This window comes from Flavobacterium arcticum (assembly GCF_003344925.1).
GTDB lineage: Bacteria > Bacteroidota > Bacteroidia > Flavobacteriales > Flavobacteriaceae > Flavobacterium > Flavobacterium arcticum.
On sequence record NZ_CP031188.1, the window covers coordinates 1,477,618 to 1,500,914 of the forward strand.

Genomic DNA, 23,297 nt, shown 5'->3' on the forward strand with positions numbered 1-23,297 from the left:
GGTAATAAGAAAACTTGAGATGGTTTTTTTACCACCCCGACTTTCAGCCACCCCGACTAAGGAGGGGAATGGTTGGACTTTAAGTTAAAAATCGGCTCCCTGCCTTACTTGTACATAGCTGTCGCCTTCGGTAACTATATCTTGTACGGATACTACTGGCGCGGGGATGTTACTATTGGCTTGGGCTATTTTTGTGGCAAGCTCATCTGTATTTACTCCTGGTGTGGCTATGTCACGCGATACTATACCACCATTGGCAAAGTAGTTACTTGTAGATGGACTGCTTCCGCCTGCTGGGAAAGCGTTATTGAATGCCATGAAGTGACTGGCTGCGTTGCGGTTCATTACCCCAATGAGTTCGCCTTGCTCGGCTTCAAACTGTGTACCGTCGGCTCCGGTAAACATGGTTCCGCCGTTGCTGTGCCTGTTGCCACCAATATTGAAGAGTGCTCCTTTTTCAGCTTTGGGTGCTTTTGCGGGTTTAGTACTGGCTATTTTTTTTACATTTTTAACCCCTGCTACTACAGCTGCCCCAGCTGCGAGAGCTCCTAGAGCAGGACCTACTATTGGAATTCCCGACATAGCACCATAGGCGGAAACAGCACTTTTAAAGGTGTCGATAGTGGCTTGGGCAATAGCCATTGCTTTACCTGCTTCGCTTTCTTTGCCTAATATAGTGGCAATGTTGTTATATGCACCTTTGGCAAGCTCTACTTTATTATTAAATTCAGCCTTTTTTATCTCTTCTAAATTTGCTGAATGATTTTTTTGGGCTTGTTCTTTTAAAGCATTAGATGCTTGGTCAGAAAGGTTTTCGTCAATTTTTCTTTGTTCTATTTCTGCGAGTTCTTGTGCATAACGTTCATTTTCAATAATTCTTTGTTGGTCATACTCATTAGCTGCCAAAGCGAGTTTTTGCTGAAATTCTTCCTCATGCTTTGCAACTTTTTCGGCTTTTTCCTGCTCTTCAAGAGCTTCATTATTTTCTTTTACGGTTGCCTTGTGCTCGTTTTCTATCTCTTCTTTTTGTGCGAGGTATGCTAAATCTTCTTCGCTAAGCAATTGATTTTTTGCTCTTTTTGCTTTGATGATTTCATCGTTAGTACCTAGCTCTACAGCTAGTGTTTTGAGTTTTTGCTCTTTAATGCCCTCTAACCTTTTGTTTTCTTCGGCAATTATTTCTGCTGTTAGTTCGGTTTCGGCAGTTATCTTACTTTTATGGTTTTCTAGATAATTAGCAAGTTTTAAATTAGCATTGGCAATAGCTACTTCTGCTTGTTCTTTAGAGCTGTCAATTTCTATTTGATTTAATTTTAGCTTGAGGGCAAGCTCATCGTTTTTTGTTCTTGCTGTTGCAGCAAATTCGGCTTTTGCAATAGCTGTTTTTTGTTCTTGTATGTTTTTTAGATAGGCTATTTCCTCTTCGGCAGACATTTCTTTTTGACTCTGTGCCTGCATATAAAGGTCAAGATTTAATTGTAGTCTTTTAGCCTCTTCACTGTTTGCATCACGTTGTTTTTGTCGTCTTTCTTTTTCTTTGGTTTCATGTTCTGAATGTATACTATCGACTTTATCGTATAGTGCCTTTTCTCCTGCTTGGTGTTGAGCAATAGCTTCATTTCTTTTCGCTACTAGATCTGCAAGTTCTGCCTTTTCTGCATCTGTAAATCCATTTTCTTGGTACTTTATTCGTAGCAACTCTATTTCTTGTTGCATACGATCGGCTATCAGCTTGTTATGGGCTGTTGCTGTATCGATTGCTTTTTTTGCTGCTGTTTCTCTTTCTTCAAAAGTTCTATTAGTATCGTCGGCTATTGTATTTTGCTTGTCAAGCTCTATACTAAGCTTACTTGTGTTTTTAGTGTATTCGGCAAGGCTTTTATCTAGTGCTTTTTGTAGCTCGTCTATTTTTTTACCTCTATTATAGGCTTCGGTTAAATAGGAGTTTGTTTCTGCAGCTGCCTCTGATATTTTATCGGTAATATTCTCGGTGCCTAGTGCTACTTTCCCCGCTGCATCGGCTGCTACTTTTGCAGCTTCGCTAAATTCGCCTTTAAACAGTAGTCCTATTGCTTTACCCAAATTGGGGATTAATTCTAGTAAACCAGTAAATCTATTTACAATATTATCTTTTATTAATGTTGCAAATTTTTCTATTGACTCTACAGGGTTGCTAAAGGCATCTACTAAAAATTTTCCAACATTTTGAAAAACAGTCATTAGGGCACTAAATACAGATTGTAATGGACGTGTTACAGCAGTAAGTTTGTCCATGCCTTCTTGTGTGCCTGTTAAATAGCTAGAAACTGCTTTAAATGCTAGCCCTAGTGCTGCAATTATTGCTCCTATGGGTGTGGCTATAAAGCTTAGTGATGCTTTTGTCATCCCTCCTATACCAGAGGTAATTCCTTTTAACCCTGATGATAATAACGGCATTACACCGCCTGCCTCTTGGGCTCTTGATATAAAGCCACCTAAACCGCCGTTTAGCAGGTTGATTTGGTTAAAAGAATCTTTTACTTGACTTTTATAGCCATCAAATGTAGTGTTTAGCCTTGTTTGGGCACTTGCATTTTCACTTATCCATTTGTTGTTTTCTTGTAATTTTGTGTTTATTAAGTCGAGGTTTTTTTGATAGTTGTCACTGTTTACATTTAGCTCTGATCTTAGTTTTATGAGCTTTTTATTGTTTTTGACATATTCATTTTCGGTTTTATTTGTTTTAGCTATTGAGGCTTCTAGTGCTTTTTGTTTGGCAATTAATTTTTCATTTGCTTTTAATTTTTCGCTAATTAATTTTGCTTGAACATTGTATTTTTCATTTAGGGTGTTTATAGTTTGAGTAAGTTCTTTGTACTCTTGTGTGTTTTTTTTGCCACTTGCAAACATTTCCATTTGTTTGTCAAGGAGTATCTTTAGTTGATTTTCGAGTGTTTTTTGACTTTCAATATATGGTTTAATATCTACGTCAATCTCTGCCAATATTATTTTCTCATTTCTCATTTTATACTACGGTTAGGGTTAAAATATTGCTTTCAAGACTTGTAGTTTTATCTATAGTGTTTGCTGTAAGGCTCACTTGATAATTGCCTGGTTGAGTATAGGTGAGATGATACTCATAATTTGATATTTTTGTTATTGTGGCATCTTGTGCATTTGTGTTAAAAGTATATGCTTTTTGATTGTAAATAGTATCTAGCCATATGGTTACTGTTTCGCCTGTTGCTGCTTGTTTTGAAGTTGTGCCAAAGCCGAAATTTATAAAAGGTTTTATGTTGCTTAGAGGTGTTATCATAATATAATGGTGACATTGTTAGACGGAATAGTGATTTGTACGATTTCGGAAAACTCGCCGCCTGCTTCGAGACGAATATGAAAATTACCTGTAGGTGTAGAGTTATAATATCGTGGATTTGATGAAGCTCCCATTGGTGAGTTGTCCCATGTTTGTTGGTTATCATCTGATATTTGTAGGGTAACGCTATTAACATCAATATTAAGGTCAAAATAGATAAGTACATTATGTGAGTCTACTAGTACTTTGTTTATTTTAATGGCAGGTGGTAATGCTGTTTCTTGTAGCCCGAAGTTTATTTTAATAAGTTCGCATTTTACAGTTTTGCCTTGTATATAATTGGTTATTTTATTGATAATAAAGTATCCTGCGAGTTGCTCTATATAATAGAGTTTTTTAAAGTCGAAATTAGCAATATCAATATCTGTTAGGTAGAGTTCGGCAGTTGTTATCATTGCATTTTGCAGCAATAACCTTAATGGGGTATAGTAGCTTTGTATGGTGTCATGAAAGGGTAATTTCCAGTAGTTTTCTACCCATATATTGCTTACATATGTACTTTGCCCTAGTTGTGGCGATTTTAGTTTAATACTTCTATTCTCATTCTCGGCTCTTAGTAGATAAAACCTTTTGTCTAGAGGTTTATAGCTTGTGGTTGTAGTTACTATATCTGTATCTTCATCAGTAACATCTTCGGTTTCTTTTTCCCATAATTTATATACATGATGTTGCCTTCCCAAATAGGTTGTTTTTATTTTCTCTGGGCTGTATATTTTAGATTTAAATAGATCTTTACTTTCTGCGAGCAGCTCATTGTCTATATCAATATAACTATCGTTATACCCAGCATCTTTATCGTTGTAATTGTATTTAAACCAGTTACGCCGAGAATAGTTACCGTAAGCATATTTCTCTGATGTTTTTGAAATAAATTTACTGCTCCAGTCTTGTGTTTCGGCAGTTTGTAATTGTTCTTGAAGCGTAAGAAATTCATAACTATTACTATACTTGTCTTTATATAGCGTGAGCCCAAAACGTTGTATTACTTCTGTAAGGAAATCGCGCATAGAAAAACCAGAAAAATCTTCAATAAAATCATATTCATTTACGTTTACCTTTGTCAACTTTACATTAACATCTGTTGCTGAGTTTAGATGAAAACCATTAGTGCTGCTCGCATTTGAGGCTTTACCAATGAGTAAGCATACAGAGTCGTAATCGTTAAGATAAATGAGTTTACTTTTTTCAAAACCTTCATTAGAGGTCATGTTATCGCCTACTAGGGCTATTTCTTGCACCTCATGTGCTGCTACATATGGGGCGTTTTTTCCTAAAAATAGTTTAAACGGTTTAGGGTATCCAAGGAAAGCCCTAGTGTCAATATTTCCTGATACTTCTATACGATAGTAGCCTGCTTCGGCTACTTTTAAATGCCTGTTATCTATGGCTGCAACAATTTCGTTAGTAGTACTACTGTTATAACCTATATAGATTGTTTTTACATTTCCGCCTGAGCTTTCGTAACCACAGTCAGAACTCTCAAATAGCTCTTCTGGATTATCGCCTGTACTTAAACCCTTAGGATAGGTTATCCATAGGTTTTTAAATTCTTGCATGTCAAATATAGAACCACTATAGGCAATGTTATGTTCGCTAAAAATTTTGTGCCATAACCAAGCAACACTAATAGAAGGTACTAGATAATCTGCATTTATAGTTGGAGGACCTATATTGAGAATTCCTGAACGTAGTCGTGTACCGCCATTATAATCTGTAAGGATGTATTTATAAGGCAGGGTATCTGTCCAGCTAAGCTCTATTGTATCAACATTTTTTTGGTGCTGTAAATCGCTAAGGTCTAAATCGGCAAGAGATTTACCCTCTATAGCCTTATATAAATCGATAATACCATCATAAACAACTACATTAAAGTACTTGCCGCCATCGGTTACTACTGCCCAGCCTTTATATACAAAACATTCGCCGGTATCGCTATACAGACTGCACTCGTTTTTTTGATAGGGGACATTAGAGTTGTTACCAGGAACGGTAAGAAAATCCAGTATTTTAAGATTTGTTGCTGTTTTTGGCAGCTTAAACTTGTTAGTATAATTTGTTTGTCGGTTTTGCAGGTTGCTCAGGTCATTTATCTGTTTTGTTTGGGCAATAATCTGCTTCGGGTCTAAGTCGACTAGCTGCCCGTTTATGTATAGGAGTAGAGACAATTTTAGAGGGTTTGTAAAAATCTTAAAGGTATTTAGTCATAAAGCCTAAAGTAGAATGTCTTAAAGTCTTAAAGTTCGTAAAGTATTCTTTCCTCTTTACGACTTTCAACCTTATGACTGTATTAAAGCGTTTGTGTGTACCTTTCTGGTAGTTCTAAATCAAACGTAAAATTGGTAAGGGGTTGTCGTGGGTTTTTAAGGCGTGCGCTACTTGTTTTTAGGCTAACCTCTATCCAGTCGCGATGACTATTTTGTGCATAAGGTTTGCCTGTAAATAGGTATATTTTTGGGCTGTCTAGAATACCTTCTACAATGCCTCTTTCATCTTCATTGAGCAATTCGGCAATAACTCTTATAGTGTCTTGGCTTTCTTTACCCAGTGTTGCCACACGGGCAAAGGTATCTTCGAGGTTGCTGTTGTCTCGGTCTATTTCGCCCATATGTTTTGTTTTTCTATCTATGCTATAGGTGTTCTCGAACAGCCAATAACTGTAACCTCCCATGGCATTGAGCCATTTTAAGTAAACACCGCAAGTATATGGGGCTTTTTCTAGGGTTAGATATTTTGTTTTGGTTACAAAAGTAAGTGTTGATGTTAAACACACCAGCTCGTTATAGCCTTCTGCAAGAGGTAATAAATCTTCGAGGGTTACATTGGTTCGTCCATCTGAAATTACTAATCGATAACAAGAGCCAATAGTACTGAAGTTATAGGATAATAAGTTGGTTTCGTTAGTTATAAGTAATGATCTTGTTCCTGTTAATGGATTAACATGAGAAGAGGTGTTATAAAAAGGAATATCGAACGGATACCCTTGCCAGTACTTAAGGTAATGACTATTTGCCGAATCGTTTTTATAAGGTGAAAGCAATAGTAAATCGTCTGTATAGAACTTATTTATATTTGTTGGTTGCTGTACACCCGCAAGCCATGATAGTAAATAACTAATACTCTCTGTAGTAGTATCATCATAGGTTACTGTAAAGGTAATATTGCGCTGTGTATAAGTACCATTAGTAAAGTTATAGACATAGCTGTTTGCATCACCACCTTGTATGTTGGGCTCCATAGTATCATCAAAATTTTGGGTATTGATTAGTGCTGATACATAGGGGCGAAAATTAAAATAAAACTCCCCTTCTGGGTTGGGGTATAGTGTAGCGTTTATGGTGTTAAAACTGTCGTGTATATTACACGAAATAGGGTTAGCGTTACTACTGGTTTGAAACCGAATAATATCATTATTATACGCCATACGAAGTTTGTTCGCTTCAATAGGCTGTAAGAAATTTATCATGCTTTGTTTTGTTTTAAGAAGTTGATGATATCGTTGCTAAATTGTGTTATATATACATCGCTTATGCGGTCTATAATTTGTTGCATTCGCTGGGGGGTGGCTACACTTGCTGCTATATCGCTACCGCTTTGCTGGGGTGTCCAGCCTTCGCGGGCTATTTTTCGGGCTATGAGGTAAGCAAGACTACTAAGGCTTATATTATTTTCTGCCTGTGCTGCTATGCCTTTTACTTTTATCCATTGTAATATGGCTTCGCTAGGTGGTTGTTTGCCTGGTGGGCGACCATCGGCATAGGCAGCACCCATTAGTGTAGCACTACTATCTGTTGTTTGTACCGCTAGCGTAGTAGCCCAGTTGCCAGAAGCTTTTAATCCCGAAGCCTCATACTTTGCAATAATGTCGGCTTTTAGAGCTTCGAACTCGGCAGCTAGGAGTGTTTTTATACTACTCATAATTATGCGGAATGCGAATCTTGTAACTGCATAGTAGCCCATCCATATTAGCATCGAGGGCATCGGTAACGTCTATATTGTCCCATTGGGTAACTACTGTACCAAGGCAGGCAAGGCGGTCGCCCATTTGGGTAAATACTTGTAGTAGTGGCTCTATATTTACTACATATTTTGAGGTGGCTTGTGTGCCTCTTTCGGCAAAATACTGCTGGTCGTAATCGGAGTGTTTTACAAGGAAAAACTTCCCTTCATATTCAGTAGTGGTTATTTTAGTACCGCTGCTGTTGTATTCGCTTTTTCGATTGGTAAATTCATGTAATAGGTAGGTTGTACCTACCGCTGCCGAGCCATCGAGCAGGTTGAGGGCTGCTTTTTTGCCATAGTGGTATTCTAGCCCTTTTTCTATAGCAAGGTCTTCTAGTATGCGTACAATGTCTTTCATTAAAAGTGTTTGAGGAAAGCTTTTTATTTTAGATGTTGGGCATTAGCCAATAGGTAATAGTTTTGTTTGTTTGAAGTTCTTAGCTTTAGTTTTCAGTCGCAGTCGCGGTTTTCAGTTGCACTCATAAAGAGATGACAATACTGTTGCGTTCTGTCATTGCGAGGAGGAACGACGTGGCAATCTTAAATAGTCAAAAATTTTGTAGGTTTACATAATTCAACTGATAAATATATGATGCGAAAACATATTCAGATAAGGATGAAATATTTATATATAGCTTTTTCATTATTGTGCAGTTTTGTTTCCTATTCTCAAAGCGAGAGTACAGAACCATCGGAAAAAATCTATACAACAATGCTTAATGATGATAGTAACCTTTATGCGTTGAACGATAAAGGACAATTGACTGTATGGGATTTAAAAACGCTTAAAAAAATATATAAGCAAAACGATACTTTACCAAAATATACTGCTCTTGCAAAAAATAAAAACGATGTTGTTTATTTGGGAAGCAGTAAGGGTTTTGTTTATCGGTTAAAGCATTACTATAGTGCTGAGTTGATTTATAGACCTAAGAAAACAGCGACTGAAATCTATTTTATTTTTTTTAATTCTAAAAATGAAATGTATTTTGTTTTAAATGACGGGTTATATTGTGTAAAAGAAGATAAGTTATATAATCAATTTAAAAATACAGGTTTTAGCGCTATGCAAAGAGTTTCCTTCAATGGTGCAAATTCAGATCCAGATATATATTTTGATGTTCCAACAGTAGCCTTTATTGATAGTAATGACCGTATATGGATGAGTGATTGTATGGGCGAGTTTGGCTGTACCAGAAATACTTTTGATGCTAATAATAATAAGATATTAGATGAGGTGACAGAACTGAATTATATACAGTCTTTCACAGAAGATACCTTAGGGAACGTTTATGTTACCGAGGGTATAGAGCACCGTGGCAGGCATGGCGAAATATACAAAGTTAGTCCTAGTCTTAAAGCTATAAAGCTTTATGATTCTTATGATTCTGACTTTGATTTTGAAGGCGAAAAAATAGTGCTTGAAAACGGTTTATTTATAGGTGCCGGTGCATGGAATAAAGCAGAGAAAAAACTTTATTTTGCAAGCTCAGATGGCTTTTATAGAGCTGCTATATCAACAAAAAATAAACTTATTGATGTTGAGAAATTATTTTCGCCTGTATTGACTGCCAAGCGTGAAAATCTTGCTATAGGTATGCAAATGCCTGTAAAGCAAGTTGCTTTTACTAACGATAATCGCTTATTGTTTCTTACAGCCGCTAACGGTATAGGCGTATACAATGGCGAAGAATATATAATGCTCGAATAAAACTCTTTAAAGATTGCCACGTCGTCCCTCCTCGCAATGACTGCGACTTTAAACTATCAACTGCGATTGTTTATTAATTACTACTGTACACTTAGTTTTCTATAATCGGCTTCTACTTCATTTTGTAGCTTGGTTTGTGCTAGTAGGCTAAAAATTTCACCATAGGGTTTGCGCCCCAAGTCGAAAGGGTATTGCCCCAGCAGCTTACCGAGTTGCACAAGGGGCAGGGTGTCGTTATAGGTGTTTAGTTTTTCGGCACCAGCCAACTTCCAGAGGTGACTATCGGTGCTTTGTGACGACATTACTTTGTTCTCTGTAAATACTACACGTTCCAGTTCTTTTAAGATAAATTTTCTGGCACTGAAATATTCGGTAATGCTTGCTCTCCAAAATTCTTTTTCGGTTACATCATAACAGATATTAAACAGCTGATATATACCTGCCCAGTCTTTTATTTTTGGCAATAGCCTAATAGCATATTTTACGTTAGCATACGGCATACTGTTGATGCTCATTTGCTTTTTGGCAAAGCTGTTTTTTGGGTTAAGGTGTTCTAGAACGGCATCATACAGGAGGGTGTCGCCTAACTGGGAATATTTTTTTAGTGTGATGTTTCTCATTTTTTGTTTTTTAGTTTAGTGTTATGGGTTGTGGATTGCCGCGCTTTGCTCGCAATGACTACCCCACCCGAACGCGCGCGTTATAACTTTTGCGTAAAGCAAACCAGTAACGCATCATGATGCTGTCCCATTCGTCGGGGCTGCGCCCTATGAGGGCTTTTACGCGGTCTTTGGGTATAATGCCCTGTTTGCCATCTTTGTCTATATCTTTTAGTTTTACTTGTTCCATCTCCTCAATGGTGGTTTGCTGCACGGTGTCGTTATCGCAGATTTCACCTGCCATGCGAGCGGTTATCATTTCTGCCATTTTAATACTGCATTGACTCTTGAGGTTGTCATAATTTGGCTTTACATAGGTGCCGTTCTCTTTCATTTCGAGTGGCGAAGCATTATTAATGAATCCTTTGCATTTCAGGAAATCGACTACACCGCCACCCACACCATCTTCATCGGCTATGGTGTTGCTGAGTGCAATGCCAAACTTTGCTTGTAACTGGCGCGCTCGTGCTACTACCTCGTCAAGTCCTGATTTGGCTATAGCCTCCCGATGGATGCACAGCCAACCGTGCCACACCCTGAAAATGGTATTGTCGCGCCCTTTTCGGGCTACATCTATAGTTAGGTATTTGAGCCCTTCGGGGGTTATATGTATGGGGTTAAAATAGTCGGCAATAGCATCGTAGTCTATTAATGTGGCAGGGTCGTTGTCGTACTCCCAGTTGCCAAAATAGAGGCGTTCGCGACTGTTTTTATCTAATCGTAATAACGATTGCAGGTAACTTGGATGCAGGTATGGGTTATCTGTGGGTAGGCTTTGTATAAACTTGCGGTATTGTGGCAATGTGTTCTCTCGGTAGGGCTTGAAAAATTCTTTATATGCCCAGTTTTTAGAGGGGTTGCAACTGCCTAACATTTTCGGGATAAGCCCGTGTTCTGATAGTTTGTAGCGGATTCTACTTTTTACGATTTGCCAAGCATGATAGACTACTTGGTTGCATTCGTCTATAAATGCGCCTGTAACTTCGAGCGAACCTAAACTGTCAAAATTCGGGTCGCTGGGATAATGAAACAAGTCTTTTAGCAGTATTTCGCTACCGTTGTTCCACCTGATTATATTCTCCTGAGCGCGGTAATGAAATTGCTTACTGATTTGTAATATAGTAGCGAGTTCAAAAAAGGTGTTGAGGGTGGTTTCTTTCAGGTTCTTGAGCTTGCTACGCCCCATGAGCCACCGTGTACCTGGGTATTTTTGGCACATTTCCATGAGCCAAAGACACCCGAGTGCGCTCTTGCCGCCGCCTGCTGCTCCGCCGTAGAGTACCTCTTCAGTTAGGTTGTCTTTTAGGTAGTAAATGGCGTGTTCTTGTTTAACCAACAGCTTCATCTGCTTCGGGGTTTTGACCAGAGCCCAAATTAAGCAGTATGTCTTTTTGCGGTTCGTCGGCTTCGTCGTGCTTATCGCTCCACTGCTGGGGGTTGCGATTTTTGAGCCAAAATTGCTGACTACGGAAGTCGGCAGGGATGTGTTTTTCTACTTCAACCACTTCTATACGCTCTTTTTCTACGCGCTTGCCGTTATCGTCATAATAAATTTCTTTGCACTTTATTGCCTGCTTGGTGGTTATAACCCTATCTATAGCGGCATTGTATAACGATAGTGCTACCTCCATATCGGCGGCTTTTTTTCCTTTTATGATTTGGATGTTAAACTCGTCGTGGGTTTTTTTCCAACGTGTTAACGTACTAGAGGACACGCCGAAAAAGGTTTCGAGTTCTTTATCGGTTGCGCCTAGTAAGCATAGCTTGTATGCCTGATGCGGATATTCTTTTTTATAACGGGGTTTGCGTATTTTGGTGGAAGCTACAGTAGATTGTGCTTCTTTCATTTAGTTGGGGTTTGTGAAATATTGGGTATTTTTAATAATAAGGAAGGATTATTTTTAATTTTTAGAGGCTTGTAATTTAGCTTCTAAAGAAGCTATTCTTTCACTTAATTCATTAATGGATCTTTGTCCACTTTTTATTTGCTCGATTTCAAACTCACGAGAAGCTTTCATCAACTCATACTCTTGAGAAATTCTATTTTGTTCCTCCTCTAGCTTATCTAATACCTTTTTGTTATACCTCTGCCCCTTTATAGCTCCTAAGGTCATTCGCTCAATAATCATTGTAAGATAAGGTACAAGCAAAGTATAAAATATGGCAATCAATAAAGGTGCTAATAATGCCCAATAGCCACAATAGTTTTTATCGATGTGTTTAATTTTATTTTCAATGGAGCTGTCAGATAAAAGCAAGACGAGGATAGGGCGCCAGTTCCAAAGTAGAAAGGCTAATGCAAACGAACCTGTGATAGGGGTTTTAATCCTGTCGCGAGATGTTTCTAAAAAGTCTTTAAGTAAATCTTTCATAGCTATTTATCCCTCCCTTTAAACAAGTCTTTTAGTACAATAGCCATTAAACCCAGTACATTAAGTGTGGTTGTGCCCAGTAGGGTAGCCATAACGGTATCTGAAAGTTTAATTATATTGAAACCTACGGAGAGTAGGATAATGATAACAGCACCAAGCCAAATGCTTACTAATGTGGTTGCCCAGAGTATAAGTTTCTTGCGGTGTATGGAGTCGGCTTCATAGCGTTCTAGTTCGGCTTGACGTTCGCGCTCTTCAAAACTTATTTCTTGTTCTTCGGCTTTAATTTCGTCTTCGGGGTTTACCTCTATTTTGGTATCCCTAAACGATATTTGTCGTAGTTTTTTTAGTTCTTTAACGTTGAAGTTGCCTTTGTCGCTCATAGTTGATGGATACTACTTGATTTCTATGACTTATGATGCGTGGTCTAATACTTCGTGCATTTTGGTCTCGTAGTATTTTTGTACTAACTCTTTTGGGAGTGTAAGATTGTACCCTTTTGGGTATATTTCTGACCAAGGCGTGCCTTTGGTGTGTGTTATGGCACTTAGCTCTTTGCCAGAATATTGCCCGTATTTATCCCATATAAAGTCTAAAAACTCAGCGTCTTCATCAGAAATAGCGTCTTTGTTGGCTTCTTTTAAGAAAATAGGCTCGTTAACTTTATTGCCGCCATACTTTTTTAGGGTATGGTATAGTGTGGGCAGTACAGGACCTAGATCCCAAGCTTGTGGTTCTTCGGTTACTAGCTTGTCGCCATCGCTCAATGCTAAGTACCACCCGTAGGCAATGTAAGTTAGTTTTATTAACTTCATTGGCGTTAACTGATCGTCGTTAGCATACTTTTTTATAAAGTAGTTTACAATAGTAACTGGGTTATACATAGGTTTTTGCATTTAAACGGATGGTTTTTAGTTGGTATTACAAAAGTAACAAATTTTATTTTAATTGTTGTGTTAATAAAATTACAATAATTGTACCATTTGCACGCGTGTGCAAATGGTATTTATTTTTGGTTAAAAATCAGTATATCAAAGAACTATTGGTAATGATGAGGTGTTAACTCTTGCTGCTTTTGCCATGCCATATCCGTTTTAGGTTTTGCGAGTAGTTAAACTCGTCGATACTGCTAAAATCGGCATGGGTGCGGTGGCTTTCTTCTTCGGCTACTTGGCAACGCTCTTCAAAATAATCACGAAAGAATGATAGTACTTTGGCTATGGTAAGGCTTTCGTAAAACTCGCCATATTGCCCCGAGATGATTTTCTTGAACAAATAGGTTAGGTCGCTCATTTTTAGGCTGTAATAGTTGTTGTTTACCTCTTGGGCGCATAGCTCTATCTGTTCTTCTGTCATGGGTTTGTTTAGGTTGAGTATATCGTTTAAGTATACTAGCCAGCCCATTACGAGTGCATTGGCAAAGGCAGTGTTTTTTTCGCGCTGAATGCTGCCTAGTGTGGGGGCGGGGGCGTTTATTGCCTGTGCTACGGTGCTCAACTTTCCTGAATGTCGCATACAGTTAACGGGACTGTAAACCTTCAGCAATTTTTCGTTTGAAATCGTTGCTATACTGTGTTTTGCCTTTTCGGGAAGGTGCTCTTGTTTGCTCATTGCTTTTCAGTTCAAAAAATCCTTTCCAACCTTTGCTCATGCTTTGGTGCATTATGGCTATGGCATCGGCTTCGCTATCAAGAGACAGGGTGCCGAGTTCGGCAAGGGCTGCTTGCTCGCTTTGCGGGCTGCGGTAATGAAAATTATGTTCTGTAGCGCGGTAGTTTTTCCATGCTTGCCATTGTTGTGCAAATGCTTCGGTAGGGTAGGGGTAGGTTATGTTTTGTTTTTCTCCCGTACCCTCTTTTCTATTTTCATTATTATTTTCTATTTCATATTCACTTTCATTTTCTAAAGGCTTTTTTTGGGTTAGGGTTGGGTTATTGGTTTCGTCCTGATTTGTATTGTTGTTAGTAATGGTATTGGTAGTCGCCCCGTCTTGACCTTGGGGGGCATTGTCTTTTTTGGGACGACCACCTTTTTTACCATTTTCTGATTGTTTTTGTTTAAACCGTGCTCTTTTTTCGCGTTCAAACTCTAACCTTTCGTTATAATACACATCGTTTTTCTCGACAAACTTTTCGCGAATGGATAGCCACACGTTTTCCCAACCTGCGCCTATAATTATGCTAATTCTTTTTTTGGGTATGCCAAGGTTTACCCACTGGTAAGCTAGGAGCTTTATGTAAGCTCCTGTTTCTTCGCACGTCATGTGGAGTGTGCCTACCAAGAAGTCTTGGGCATAGAATGGAAATGCGGGATCTTTCATTATACGCGTGCCAAGTTGTCTATTATTACATTGTTATAGGTGCCTTTTGAGCCTGAGATATGAAATTCTATCTCGGCTACATCGCCAGGAAAAAGGTCGTTTAACAATTCTATTTTTGTGCCGAGTGCGCTGGGGTATATTATCCTGCCTGTTTCTTGCTCAAAGTGAACTTGTTGTACGGCTGTGCCTAGTTTTGTAGTTTTTACTTCTCCTACTGCGGTAATGATTCCTTTTGCTTTAAATTGCATAGTGTTAATAATTTGTTGGTTTAAATATTAGGTTGGTTTTTGCTGTAATAGTATGGAGGCTATTATTTGGGTTAACGTTGGGTTTTTTAATAGATATTAGTAATTAGGCATAAGCCAATAGCCAAAAGAGGATGTTATTTTTGACTATATGATTTAGATTGCCACGCTCCGTGGCTCTTCGCTCGCAATGACGTTAGCTGTTTTTCTGTGACTGCAACCTGCGTCTTTACAACTTTCGTCTTTATGACTTTTGACTATCTGTTTCTTTTATTTTTACATTTTGAAAACAGAGCCTATTGGCTATTTGGTTAAAATCGAGTGTACCAGCACTGTTTTTAGTTAGTTTGTTATATACTACTGCTGGTGCAAGATTGCCAAGTGCATGAAAAAAATCGGCAGCATTGCTGTTGTCTTCCAGTTCTTTTATATCGATGTGGTTTTCACATTCTGTTTCGAAAAGTTGTTGTAACTGTTCGAGTATTTTTACGGTATATTCTTGTTGTTTTGATTCCATTGTTTTTCAGTGCTCTGCCCCATGTTTTTTGGGTGGGCTGTTTTAAATGTTAATGTTTGTTTGGTTTTGAGGGGTTTTACCTCATGGTTATTGCATAAGGGCACTCCCTGTTTGGGTTACCTCTTGTGCTACAAGGTTGTTATACTGTATACCGCTATTTTTAGAGGTTTTTCCTTCTAGTGTTACGGTTACTTCTATCTCGTCGTTTTCTTTAAAGGCGTCAAGATCTGCCATGCGCCTACCGCGAAATTCTACAAAGGCTTTTTGCCTAAATCCTGGTGCTATGGTTACTACTTTTTTTTCGTGTCCGGCTGTGTTACGGTACTCAATGCTCTCAATGTTTCCTGAAATTTTCATGATGAAAAGTTTAATAATTAAAAAAAATGTTGAAGTATTGGATTATTGATAACTATGTGGGCAGAGTGCCTAATGGTGCTGTAGTAATGATGTGACAGCTAACTTTTCTTGAGAAATTTGTAACGTTAACGCATGGAGCGTTTCTACTTTTTGGTGTAAAAGGCTATTTAGTAATTCTTGTAGTGCTTCAAGGTCTTTTTCGCGTTTTGCTTCGCGGTTAAAGATGCTGTAAAACGGAAGTTGTTTTACTGCCTTTATTTCTTTTTCACAGTCGGTAATGCGGCTGTTAATTGCTTGCAGCTTACTGTAAATTTTTTTCATGATAGTTCTTTTTTAGTTGGGGTAAGGGGTGGTTATTCTGTTATAGTAAATTTTTTATCATTGTTAAAGTGTAATATTGCGCTTAGTTCTTCGTTAGTGTAATTTATTTTTACACTAACGATTGTTTTTGGTGGTTTATTTTCCACATTTTCATCTAATTGATATAGTTCGGCGTATAATATGCGTAATAATTGTTTTGTTTTCTCTTTTTTATACTGCGCTTTTGTGGTGTTTTCCACATCGTTTGCTGCACTATATTTAGTTAAACAACGCGTATATGCCCATTTTATTTTTTCTAACTCATTTATTTTTTCTCTTACATGTTGTTTTTTGCACATTTATAAGTATCTTTGTTCAAATACAGGACAAAATTAAGTGTAATATTGCACATTTCAAAATTAAATCAAGTTAAATTTTAAACTTTTGTTGAGGTTTAATGGTTAAAGTTATATAAAGTTATGGTTATTAATGGTTTAGAAATAAGACAGGGTCGTGAGCGATTAGGTCTTACTCAAAAGGAGCTTGCAGAACTTATTGGTTCAAGTAGGGAGACTATCATTAATTATGAGAAAGGACGACCTATACCAAAATCTAAAAGCGAAATATTGCACAAGGTGTTAGAGCCCAAAGCTGTAGATTATCTTTCGGTGGTTCATAATGGTATGAAACCGCTTAGTGAAGATTTTGAAAATAAAAATGGTAATAAGTTTATCGAGTTACCAAATGGTCAGTATTATATGCTTATGCCTTTGGCAGAGTTTAAAATACAGGCAGGATTTCTTAGTAGTTATCAGGATACTGATTTTTTGATGGATTTAGCACAACATGGTATTTTAGTAGATAAGCCTTTGCAGGGGCGTTATGTGGCGTTTCGTGTAAATGGCGATAGTATGGACGATGGTAGTAATAATGCTATTATTCGCGACAGTATAGTGAGTACTCGCGAGCTGCAACGTCACCATTGGGTAGATAAGTTACGATTTCGCGATTTCCCGTATTGGGTTATTTATACTACGCAGAGCAAGATGCCGCTATTAAAAGAGATTGTGGAGCATAATACCGAAGAGGGATATATTACCTGCCATTCGTTAAATGATAGCCCAGAATTTACTGATTTTAAACTGCATCTTAATGATATACAGGCACTGTTTTATGTTATTGATGTAAGCCGTAGTGTGAGTAAAAAGATTAGTTATTAATGTACTTATATTAGCAATAATGTAAGCTAAAATAGCGGCAGTTAAAGATACAATAACTAATTTTTTTTTAGTTTATAGATGATGTGTTTGTAATAAAAAGAGGTCTGTTTATAGTATAAACAGACCTCTTTTTTGTTCTTTATTCTTTTAAAGCTATAGCTTTTAATCTTAGTGTTAAGCGAAATTAGGCTTTACTAGCTTTAACTGGGCATCCGATTGCTTTTGTTAGGTTTGGGCTAGGTTTTTCTCCGTTTTCTAATGCTTTTATTGCATTTTCAAGATATTTAACCTTCACGTCTTCGGTAGATTTAGCATTATCATCTATTGTACCTATGTATTGTACTTTACGATCTTTGTCTAATAAAAATACGTGTGGAGTTCTAACGGCTCCATATTGAGGGTAAATTTTTTGTCCTTGGTCAACTAAGTAAGGGAATGGGAATCCTTTTTCTTTGGCTCTTTTTTGCATTGCTTTGTAACCTTCTTTTTCGTTTTCTGGGCTGTTAGGGTTAATAGCAATTACAGAGTATCCTTTAGGAGCATAGGTGTTGTGTAGTTCTATTAGACGGTCTTCATACATTTTTGCAAAAGGACATTCGTTGCAAGTAAAGGTTACAATGTATCCTTTTGCATTGTCTATATCTGCTAAAGAAAACATAGAACCATCTATATTTTTAAGACTGAAATCGGTAGCTACTTCTCCTATTTTATAACCTCCAATTTCTTCTAAGGTTTTTGTTTGTTCTGGTCCATGACCACCTGGAGGTCCTTTTCTATCTCCGTCATGCGGAGGTCTTTTATGGTCGCCTTCTGGGTGTTCTTCTCTTTCGGGATTGTTGTTATTCTCGGCAGTAACATCTGTTTTTTGTTCTGCCTTATCTTTACATGAGATGGCTACGGTTGATAATAAACCGACTGCGGCGATGCATAAAATTAACTTTTTCATAATTAACTTCTTTATTGTTTTAAGGTTTCTGTTACGGTGTTTTCTAGCTCTTTTGTACTAGTGAAGGCATGCTCAAAAAAGGCTCTTTTTTTACTATTAAAAATTATAGTAAAAGGGATAGATCCAGACCAGTGTGGGTCTATTTTATCTATCCAAGCATTAGCGTCTGGATCATCTAATAGGATGACTTTAGATGTTATGTTTTTTTTCTTTAAAAAGGGTTTAAGCTTCGTCTCGATATCCTTTGGGAAATCAAGACTTATAAGTAATACTTCTACATCGGGGTTTTTGGCTGCATATTCTTCTATATAGGGTAGCTCTTCAACACATGGTCCGCACCACATAGCCCAAAAATTAATAATATAGGTCTTGTCTGTTTTAGTATAAAAAAGAGGTTCTAGGGTGTTAAAATCGTAAACAGGAATGTTGTTATTGATTTCAGAAACATTTTTGACCTCTGTAATTACTTTTGCTTCTTTGTTTTTGCAACTTATACAAAAAGAAAACAGTAAGCCGAGACATAATAGATGTCTTATTTTTTGTTTAAAGAATAGTATTGCTGACAAAATTATAATTGTTTTAAATTATAGGACTTTTTAATTTGTTAAAGGTTTAAAGGATTGGGAAATAATTTTTTTTGTATGTTCATTTATTACTGATATGATAGCTGATAAAACAGTTAGGTTGCCCGTCATTTGCTTAACGATGTATAAACACTAATTTTATGTTATAGATGTAAGCCGTAGTGTGAGTAAAAAGGTTAGTTACAACTTTTCAATAAGTGTTTTTTCTTGTTAATAAATAGTTGATGTCATTATGGTTTGATTTTAGATTTATTCTTTTTTGTTATAATTATCCTATAAAATTTTAACAAACTAAAAAATGAAAAAAATTACGATTATTCTTGCTACGCTATTTACAACGCTTATTTATGCCCAAGCATCAGAAGAAATGATTTGTGACGGTAATGTTAGTTATGCGGTAAAAAAAAATGGAGAAATACGCTACATTGCTGTTACTGATGACAATATTTCTTTTATAGCAGGAACTATTGGTACTGATGAAATAAGCTACTATGCTTCTCTAACATATGTAGGTGGTGATAAGCCTGTAGTAAGAAAAAAAGGAACTAAAATTAATCTTCAAAATGGTAATATCATTAGTAAGCCCGATGTTGAGATAAAGGTTGATGTTAATGATAAAGCAGAATTTGAATATAAAGCTTTTGTTCCCCTTACTTAAGAAGAAGCCAAAATGCTTGTAGAGAATAAGATAGTGAGTACAGAGCTTTATGTAATGGTACATAAGCTTAAAGATCCTGAAAAGATTCAGCGTATTTTTACTTGCATATACGAGAACACTAAAAAATAATACTACATCATTTAATGTAATAACAGATAAAGTTACCCATGGGTAACTTTATCTGTTATTACGAGAAATTTTTGGTATATCAAACAATTCTTAAACAGGTATTAAATCTTAAAATGTTTTATTATTTACGGTTTGATTATATTATATTTGTAAGGCGAATTTATTTAGATTACTTTTAAATAACAACAACTACATACAAGAATGCCTACATCTATAGTTTGGTTTAAAACAGATTTAAGGCTGCATGATAACGAAGCTTTGGTAAAAGCTATACAGCAAAACAACAGCGTAGTACCTGTGTTTTGTATAGACGATGACCAGTTTGGGAAAACAAAATTTGGTTTCGAGAAAACAGGCAGCTTTAGGGCGCAATTCCTGCTGGAATCGCTTGCCGACCTCGACACACAGTTACGCAAATTAAAATCGGGGCTGGTAATAGTACGCGGTATTCCCGAAGAAGAATTGCCTCGTGTAGCACGGCTGTATAATGCCAAAAAGGTATATGCCAAAAAAGAGGTAACTACCGACGAGAAAAAACAGGAAGAACGTGTAGTGGCAGCCCTATGGAAGCAAGGCTGTATGGTAGAAACCTTTAGTACCAGTACTTTGTACCATGCAGAGGATTTGCCGTTCCCGTTGCGTGGTATTCCTGATGTGTTTACCACTTTTCGAAAAAAGATAGAAAAAGAAGCAGGCATACGTCCTGTTTTTCATAAACCTGATAGTATTCCTTCGCCTATTATTCCGCTAATGGAATTGCCTTCGCTTGAAGAGCTTGGACTGGAGGAGATAGCTCTTGACAGTAGGGCAGCAATAACATTTAAAGGTGGTGAAACGGAAGGGCTAAAACGCCTTAACGATTATATTTTTAAAACCGAAGCTATTGCGACTTATAAGGAAACCCGTAATGGTTTGTTAGGTAAAAATTATTCGTCTAAATTTTCACCGTGGCTGGCTATGGGGTGCCTTTCGCCTCGCGAGGTGTATCACGAAGTGAAAAAGTATGAAGCCAAAAATGGTGCAAACAAGAGTACCTACTGGATGATATTTGAGTTATTGTGGCGCGACTACTTTAGGTTTATGATGAAAAAACACCGCAATAAGCTTTTCCTTTCTGGAGGTATAAAAAATATAGCGCCTAAATTATCAAAGCCTAACGCCGAAGTACTACAACGCTGGATAAATGGCGAAACGGGACAAGATTTTATAGATGCCAATATGCGCGAGCTAAAACTTACGGGTTTTATGAGCAATAGAGGCAGGCAAAATGTGGCAAGCTACTTGTGCCACGAACTGGATACAGACTGGCGGTATGGTGCTGCTTATTTTGAAGAAATATTAATAGATTATGACCCGTCGAGCAATTGGGGCAACTGGGCTTATATAGCTGGTGTGGGTAACGACCCACGGGTAGAACGACACTTTGACCCACAAAAGCAAGCCGACGATTATGATGCTAAAAAAACATATCGTGACTTATGGCTACAAGAAGCATAGCAATTAAAGAAACATCTGACTTAACGGAAAGAGATATAGACCGTATTATAGAAATGGCATGGGAAGACCGTACCCCATTTGACGCCATAGAATATCAGTTTAGCCTTACCGAAGATAAGGTAAAGGAACTCATGAAACGCGAGCTAAAGTTTAGCAGTTACCGCTTGTGGCGCAAGCGTGTAGAAAGTTGTAAAACTAAGCATGCTAAAAAACGTAGCGATGCTATAGACCGTTTTAAATGTAGCCGACAACGTGCTATATCTAGCAATAAAATTGCTAAACGGTAAACAGCTTACTGCTAGTAGACTAACTTTTGGAATAGTTTAAGAGTTGTTGAACGAGCAAAACTATATATAGTATTTAACTTTGTGTAAACAACAATGTTATGGCTACTTATATATTTGCAGGAGCATCGTCGGGAATGGCAATGCAGGCTGCAACACTACTACAGGAACAAGGACACAAGGTTATAGGTGTCTCTACTAAAGAGGATACGGGTAATTATAATCAGTGGTACAAGGTACAAGAGTATGGCTTTGGTGCATTTCCTGCTATTGATGCCGAAATAGACGGGCTAGTTTATTTCCCAGGGACTATAAACCTGAAACCTTTTCATAGAATTAATGAAAACGATTTTACTACCGATTTTACGATTAGCGCACTGGGTGCAGCAGCTTTTGTGCAGGCATATTTGCCTCAGCTTAAAAAGAGCGCTATTGCATCAATAGTATTTATTAGTACAGTGGCTGTGGGTACGGGTATGCCGTTTCATGCATCGGTAGCAATGGCAAAGGGTGCGGTAGAGGGTTTAACCCGATCGCTTGCTGCTGAGTATGCGCCTAAAGTGCGTGTAAACTGTGTAGCGCCCTCGCTAACCGATACACCACTTGCTGGGCGACTGCTAGCCTCTGAAGATAAAATGGAGGCTGCTAAAAACCGTAATCCGTTAAAGAAGATAGGTACTCCTAATGATTTGGCTCAAGCTATAACTTTTTTGCTGGGCGCAAATGCTGCTTGGGTAACAGGGCAGGTGCTTGCTGTAGATGGCGGTATGAATAAACTAAGGCTATTGTAAGATAATTTATCTCATAATAGCCTTTAGTTACTAGCAATAGGATTTGCCTTGTAAGGGGGTACATAGGCAAACAGCTATATTGTATTAAATAGTTTTTATTCTTTTTGCAGCGGCAAAATTAATACTTTATTTGTGTCAAATGTTATTTTATATGCATATAATTACAAATTTAATGTTAAAATTAACATAAAAACTATAATTCGATGTTAAGTTATTTTTTTCGATGAAAAGCATGTTTCGATGCTTTTACCTTGTAAAACTGTATGTTTTTTTGTGGTGCTATATAATGTTATAACGCTATATGTGTAGTAATATTGGGTGGTGGGGTTTTTAGAATGCTGATAAATCAGGCTCGAGCCAATGGGTTTTGGCTTCAGGGAGATTAAAGATATCAATGGAGTAATGTGTTGCCAGCAATTCTTTTAAGTTGTATTTCAGTTCAGGAAACTCATTTATAAAATCGGTAAAGTTTGCATATTGAGAGCGTTGCATAAAATGATATACTGCTTTTACCGAAGCAATGGTAAGGGTATGGTTAAACTTGCCTTCGGCACCCAAATGTTTTATATAAGCCTTTAGATTTACTACTGTTTTACGATATGCCATAGCTTCGTTATACTTGCACAGGTATATCCATGCTAGCCTTAGGTGAGCCTCATGGCTAAAAACCTCGGGGTTTAGCGAGCAGTTTTCAAACTCTTTTATAAATTCTTCGTCACTAAGTAGTAGGTGCTTTTCCATAGCACAAATATATACTAACTGTTGGTATTAATGTTGTTTATTAAACTGATACACCTTTTGTGGTGTTACACAATAGTCTAGGGCTATATCTGTGTCACTATTGGGTAGTGTTTCTGTTTCAGACTCAAAAAAACTAAGCCCTATTTTTACCACATCGGAGCGACATTCGGCTAAGAATCTATCATAAAAACCTTTGCCATACCCAAGCCTGTTACCATTATTATCAAAAGCGAGTAGGGGTATAAACACCACGTCTAGTTTTATGGAGGGTACTTCTAACCCGTCTATAGGTTCGGGTATTCCGTACTGGTTTTTTGCCAGTTTTGTGTTATCAGTAAGTAGGTAGTGTGTCATGCCAAAGTTTTCAAAGTCAGATTTTGCGACTACAATCTCTTTATCTTTCCCCGATAGTATGTGCAGCACAAATTCGGTTTGTACTTCTTTTTGTTCTTCAATACTCAAGAATAGGTGGTAGTAGGTTTTATCCCAAACGGGCAATTGCAACAGCTTGTTAGCTATGGCAAGGCTTTGTGTTTCTACTTCGGCTGTAGTTAAGCCTTTGCGCAAGGCGCGATATTTGGCTCTTATTTCTTGCTTTGTCATAATAGCAAA

Annotated in this window: 29 protein-coding genes; 6 read left to right on the forward strand and 23 right to left on the reverse strand. The window is 37.5% G+C overall.

Going from position 1 to position 23,297, the window contains the following annotated elements; translation table 11 throughout:
- Positions 1-84 precede the first annotated feature (84 nt).
- The 6 genes from DVK85_RS06680 to DVK85_RS06705 all read right to left on the reverse strand — a co-directional run bounded on the left by DVK85_RS06680 (position 85) and on the right by DVK85_RS06705 (position 7,712).
- On the reverse strand, positions 85-3,003 hold the full coding sequence (locus tag DVK85_RS06680) for a hypothetical protein (RefSeq protein ID WP_114677704.1): 2,919 nt from the start codon (positions 3,001-3,003) through the stop codon (positions 85-87).
- Between the two features lies 1 nt (position 3,004).
- Positions 3,005-3,295, reverse strand: a complete 291-nt coding sequence (locus DVK85_RS06685; protein WP_114677705.1) for a PKD domain-containing protein — start codon at positions 3,293-3,295, stop codon at positions 3,005-3,007.
- A complete protein-coding gene (locus DVK85_RS06690) occupies positions 3,292-5,520 on the reverse strand; it encodes a hypothetical protein (protein WP_114677706.1) in 2,229 nt (742 codons plus the stop codon). Before DVK85_RS06690 ends, DVK85_RS06685 begins: the two co-directional genes overlap by 4 nt.
- A gap of 122 nt (positions 5,521-5,642) precedes the next feature.
- Positions 5,643-6,818, reverse strand: a complete 1,176-nt coding sequence (locus DVK85_RS06695; RefSeq protein WP_114677707.1) for a hypothetical protein — start codon at positions 6,816-6,818, stop codon at positions 5,643-5,645.
- Positions 6,815-7,270 carry a hypothetical protein gene (locus DVK85_RS06700; protein ID WP_114677708.1) on the reverse strand — a complete coding sequence of 152 codons (456 nt, stop codon included), beginning with the start codon at positions 7,268-7,270 and terminating at the stop codon, positions 6,815-6,817. Before DVK85_RS06700 ends, DVK85_RS06695 begins: the two co-directional genes overlap by 4 nt.
- Positions 7,263-7,712, reverse strand: a complete 450-nt coding sequence (locus DVK85_RS06705) for a hypothetical protein (protein ID WP_114677709.1) — start codon at positions 7,710-7,712, stop codon at positions 7,263-7,265. Before DVK85_RS06705 ends, DVK85_RS06700 begins: the two co-directional genes overlap by 8 nt.
- A gap of 231 nt (positions 7,713-7,943) precedes the next feature.
- On the opposite strand from DVK85_RS06705, the gene DVK85_RS06710 reads away from it, so the two are divergent.
- Positions 7,944-9,065, forward strand: a complete 1,122-nt coding sequence (locus DVK85_RS06710; protein WP_114677710.1) for a ligand-binding sensor domain-containing protein — start codon at positions 7,944-7,946, stop codon at positions 9,063-9,065.
- Between the two features lie 80 nt (positions 9,066-9,145).
- On the opposite strand, the gene DVK85_RS06715 is transcribed toward DVK85_RS06710, so the two are convergent.
- The 13 genes from DVK85_RS06715 to DVK85_RS06775 form a co-directional block, all read right to left on the reverse strand.
- A complete protein-coding gene (locus DVK85_RS06715) occupies positions 9,146-9,685 on the reverse strand; it encodes a hypothetical protein (protein WP_127960566.1) in 540 nt (179 codons plus the stop codon).
- A gap of 58 nt (positions 9,686-9,743) precedes the next feature.
- A complete protein-coding gene (locus DVK85_RS06720; RefSeq protein WP_114677712.1) occupies positions 9,744-11,069 on the reverse strand; it encodes a phage terminase large subunit in 1,326 nt (441 codons plus the stop codon).
- Complete coding sequence (locus tag DVK85_RS06725) at positions 11,053-11,571, reverse strand: hypothetical protein (protein WP_114677713.1); 519 nt, start codon at positions 11,569-11,571, stop codon at positions 11,053-11,055. The genes DVK85_RS06720 and DVK85_RS06725 overlap by 17 nt, the downstream gene beginning before the upstream one ends.
- Before the next feature lie 54 nt (positions 11,572-11,625).
- Positions 11,626-12,096: a hypothetical protein gene (locus DVK85_RS06730; RefSeq protein WP_114677714.1), complete on the reverse strand. Its 471-nt coding sequence runs from the start codon at positions 12,094-12,096 to the stop codon at positions 11,626-11,628.
- A gap of 2 nt (positions 12,097-12,098) precedes the next feature.
- Positions 12,099-12,479 (reverse strand): hypothetical protein, encoded by a 381-nt coding sequence (locus DVK85_RS06735; protein WP_114677715.1) that lies wholly within the window; start codon positions 12,477-12,479, stop codon positions 12,099-12,101.
- A 30-nt stretch (positions 12,480-12,509) separates the two neighbouring features.
- Positions 12,510-12,992: a Panacea domain-containing protein gene (locus DVK85_RS06740; RefSeq protein ID WP_114677716.1), complete on the reverse strand. Its 483-nt coding sequence runs from the start codon at positions 12,990-12,992 to the stop codon at positions 12,510-12,512.
- A 163-nt stretch (positions 12,993-13,155) separates the two neighbouring features.
- Positions 13,156-13,611 (reverse strand): hypothetical protein, encoded by a 456-nt coding sequence (locus DVK85_RS06745; protein WP_114677717.1) that lies wholly within the window; start codon positions 13,609-13,611, stop codon positions 13,156-13,158.
- A 4-nt stretch (positions 13,612-13,615) separates the two neighbouring features.
- Entirely contained in the window at positions 13,616-14,416 is an 801-nt protein-coding gene (locus tag DVK85_RS06750; protein WP_114677718.1) for a DUF1376 domain-containing protein, read from the reverse strand.
- Entirely contained in the window at positions 14,416-14,664 is a 249-nt protein-coding gene (locus DVK85_RS06755) for a hypothetical protein (RefSeq protein WP_114677719.1), read from the reverse strand. Before DVK85_RS06755 ends, DVK85_RS06750 begins: the two co-directional genes overlap by 1 nt.
- 241 nt (positions 14,665-14,905) lie before the next feature.
- Complete coding sequence (locus tag DVK85_RS06760) at positions 14,906-15,178, reverse strand: hypothetical protein (protein WP_114677720.1); 273 nt, start codon at positions 15,176-15,178, stop codon at positions 14,906-14,908.
- An 87-nt stretch (positions 15,179-15,265) separates the two neighbouring features.
- Positions 15,266-15,535, reverse strand: a complete 270-nt coding sequence (locus DVK85_RS06765; protein ID WP_114677721.1) for a DUF3127 domain-containing protein — start codon at positions 15,533-15,535, stop codon at positions 15,266-15,268.
- 69 nt (positions 15,536-15,604) lie between these two features.
- Positions 15,605-15,856 (reverse strand): hypothetical protein, encoded by a 252-nt coding sequence (locus tag DVK85_RS06770; RefSeq protein ID WP_114677722.1) that lies wholly within the window; start codon positions 15,854-15,856, stop codon positions 15,605-15,607.
- Positions 15,857-15,888: 32 nt separating this feature from the next.
- Positions 15,889-16,194: a hypothetical protein gene (locus DVK85_RS06775; RefSeq protein WP_114677723.1), complete on the reverse strand. Its 306-nt coding sequence runs from the start codon at positions 16,192-16,194 to the stop codon at positions 15,889-15,891.
- 120 nt (positions 16,195-16,314) lie between these two features.
- Between DVK85_RS06775 and DVK85_RS06780 the strand changes: the two genes are divergently transcribed.
- The gene (locus DVK85_RS06780; RefSeq protein WP_114677724.1) at positions 16,315-17,055 is read left to right on the forward strand and encodes a helix-turn-helix domain-containing protein; all 741 of its coding nucleotides are present in this window, start codon (positions 16,315-16,317) and stop codon (positions 17,053-17,055) included.
- A gap of 184 nt (positions 17,056-17,239) precedes the next feature.
- On the opposite strand, the gene DVK85_RS06785 is transcribed toward DVK85_RS06780, so the two are convergent.
- Positions 17,240-18,001, reverse strand: coding sequence for a thioredoxin family protein (locus DVK85_RS06785; RefSeq protein ID WP_114677725.1), 762 nt, complete (start codon positions 17,999-18,001; stop codon positions 17,240-17,242).
- A gap of 11 nt (positions 18,002-18,012) precedes the next feature.
- Positions 18,013-18,567 (reverse strand): TlpA family protein disulfide reductase, encoded by a 555-nt coding sequence (locus DVK85_RS06790; protein WP_240339600.1) that lies wholly within the window; start codon positions 18,565-18,567, stop codon positions 18,013-18,015.
- Positions 18,568-18,883: 316 nt separating this feature from the next.
- Here DVK85_RS06790 and DVK85_RS06795 point away from each other — a divergent pair, with 316 nt between their 5' ends.
- The 4 genes from DVK85_RS06795 to DVK85_RS06810 all read left to right on the forward strand — a co-directional run bounded on the left by DVK85_RS06795 (position 18,884) and on the right by DVK85_RS06810 (position 21,944).
- On the forward strand, positions 18,884-19,243 hold the full coding sequence (locus tag DVK85_RS06795; protein WP_114677726.1) for a hypothetical protein: 360 nt from the start codon (positions 18,884-18,886) through the stop codon (positions 19,241-19,243).
- A gap of 330 nt (positions 19,244-19,573) precedes the next feature.
- Complete coding sequence (locus DVK85_RS06800; protein WP_114677727.1) at positions 19,574-20,869, forward strand: DASH family cryptochrome; 1,296 nt, start codon at positions 19,574-19,576, stop codon at positions 20,867-20,869.
- Positions 20,851-21,156 carry a TIGR03643 family protein gene (locus DVK85_RS06805; RefSeq protein ID WP_114677728.1) on the forward strand — a complete coding sequence of 102 codons (306 nt, stop codon included), beginning with the start codon at positions 20,851-20,853 and terminating at the stop codon, positions 21,154-21,156. Before DVK85_RS06800 ends, DVK85_RS06805 begins: the two co-directional genes overlap by 19 nt.
- A gap of 98 nt (positions 21,157-21,254) precedes the next feature.
- On the forward strand, positions 21,255-21,944 hold the full coding sequence (locus DVK85_RS06810) for an SDR family NAD(P)-dependent oxidoreductase (protein ID WP_114677729.1): 690 nt from the start codon (positions 21,255-21,257) through the stop codon (positions 21,942-21,944).
- Between the two features lie 330 nt (positions 21,945-22,274).
- Here DVK85_RS06810 and DVK85_RS06815 read toward each other — a convergent pair whose 3' ends face one another.
- Positions 22,275-22,685: a hypothetical protein gene (locus DVK85_RS06815; protein WP_114677730.1), complete on the reverse strand. Its 411-nt coding sequence runs from the start codon at positions 22,683-22,685 to the stop codon at positions 22,275-22,277.
- 27 nt (positions 22,686-22,712) lie between these two features.
- The gene (locus DVK85_RS06820) at positions 22,713-23,288 is read right to left on the reverse strand and encodes a 5-formyltetrahydrofolate cyclo-ligase (RefSeq protein WP_114677731.1); all 576 of its coding nucleotides are present in this window, start codon (positions 23,286-23,288) and stop codon (positions 22,713-22,715) included.
- Between the last annotated feature and the right edge of the window lie 9 nt (positions 23,289-23,297).

Bases quoted from the DNA above. Each gene is read 5' to 3' on its own strand.
- DVK85_RS06740 (WP_114677716.1), bottom strand. From the start codon at position 12,992: ATGCAAAAACCTATGTATAACCCAGTTACTATTGTAAACTACTTTATA.
- DVK85_RS06775 (WP_114677723.1), bottom strand. From the start codon at position 16,194: ATGTGCAAAAAACAACATGTAAGAGAAAAAATAAATGAGTTAGAAAAA.
- DVK85_RS06805 (WP_114677728.1), top strand. From the start codon at position 20,851: ATGGCTACAAGAAGCATAGCAATTAAAGAAACATCTGACTTAACGGAA.
- DVK85_RS06730 (WP_114677714.1), bottom strand. From the start codon at position 12,096: ATGAAAGATTTACTTAAAGACTTTTTAGAAACATCTCGCGACAGGATT.
- DVK85_RS06820 (WP_114677731.1), bottom strand. From the start codon at position 23,288: ATGACAAAGCAAGAAATAAGAGCCAAATATCGCGCCTTGCGCAAAGGC.
- DVK85_RS06715 (WP_127960566.1), bottom strand. From the start codon at position 9,685: ATGAGAAACATCACACTAAAAAAATATTCCCAGTTAGGCGACACCCTC.
- DVK85_RS06745 (WP_114677717.1), bottom strand. From the start codon at position 13,611: ATGCGACATTCAGGAAAGTTGAGCACCGTAGCACAGGCAATAAACGCC.
- DVK85_RS06800 (WP_114677727.1), top strand. From the start codon at position 19,574: ATGCCTACATCTATAGTTTGGTTTAAAACAGATTTAAGGCTGCATGAT.
- DVK85_RS06795 (WP_114677726.1), top strand. From the start codon at position 18,884: ATGAAAAAAATTACGATTATTCTTGCTACGCTATTTACAACGCTTATT.
- DVK85_RS06720 (WP_114677712.1), bottom strand. From the start codon at position 11,069: ATGAAGCTGTTGGTTAAACAAGAACACGCCATTTACTACCTAAAAGAC.
- DVK85_RS06780 (WP_114677724.1), top strand. From the start codon at position 16,315: ATGGTTATTAATGGTTTAGAAATAAGACAGGGTCGTGAGCGATTAGGT.
- DVK85_RS06755 (WP_114677719.1), bottom strand. From the start codon at position 14,664: ATGCAATTTAAAGCAAAAGGAATCATTACCGCAGTAGGAGAAGTAAAA.
- DVK85_RS06785 (WP_114677725.1), bottom strand. From the start codon at position 18,001: ATGAAAAAGTTAATTTTATGCATCGCCGCAGTCGGTTTATTATCAACC.
- DVK85_RS06810 (WP_114677729.1), top strand. From the start codon at position 21,255: ATGGCTACTTATATATTTGCAGGAGCATCGTCGGGAATGGCAATGCAG.
- DVK85_RS06760 (WP_114677720.1), bottom strand. From the start codon at position 15,178: ATGGAATCAAAACAACAAGAATATACCGTAAAAATACTCGAACAGTTA.
- DVK85_RS06695 (WP_114677707.1), bottom strand. From the start codon at position 6,818: ATGATAAATTTCTTACAGCCTATTGAAGCGAACAAACTTCGTATGGCG.
- DVK85_RS06815 (WP_114677730.1), bottom strand. From the start codon at position 22,685: ATGGAAAAGCACCTACTACTTAGTGACGAAGAATTTATAAAAGAGTTT.
- DVK85_RS06765 (WP_114677721.1), bottom strand. From the start codon at position 15,535: ATGAAAATTTCAGGAAACATTGAGAGCATTGAGTACCGTAACACAGCC.
- DVK85_RS06710 (WP_114677710.1), top strand. From the start codon at position 7,944: ATGATGCGAAAACATATTCAGATAAGGATGAAATATTTATATATAGCT.
- DVK85_RS06770 (WP_114677722.1), bottom strand. From the start codon at position 15,856: ATGAAAAAAATTTACAGTAAGCTGCAAGCAATTAACAGCCGCATTACC.
- DVK85_RS06750 (WP_114677718.1), bottom strand. From the start codon at position 14,416: ATGAAAGATCCCGCATTTCCATTCTATGCCCAAGACTTCTTGGTAGGC.
- DVK85_RS06725 (WP_114677713.1), bottom strand. From the start codon at position 11,571: ATGAAAGAAGCACAATCTACTGTAGCTTCCACCAAAATACGCAAACCC.
- DVK85_RS06685 (WP_114677705.1), bottom strand. From the start codon at position 3,295: ATGATAACACCTCTAAGCAACATAAAACCTTTTATAAATTTCGGCTTT.
- DVK85_RS06735 (WP_114677715.1), bottom strand. From the start codon at position 12,479: ATGAGCGACAAAGGCAACTTCAACGTTAAAGAACTAAAAAAACTACGA.
- DVK85_RS06705 (WP_114677709.1), bottom strand. From the start codon at position 7,712: ATGAAAGACATTGTACGCATACTAGAAGACCTTGCTATAGAAAAAGGG.
- DVK85_RS06700 (WP_114677708.1), bottom strand. From the start codon at position 7,270: ATGAGTAGTATAAAAACACTCCTAGCTGCCGAGTTCGAAGCTCTAAAA.
- DVK85_RS06680 (WP_114677704.1), bottom strand. From the start codon at position 3,003: ATGAGAAATGAGAAAATAATATTGGCAGAGATTGACGTAGATATTAAA.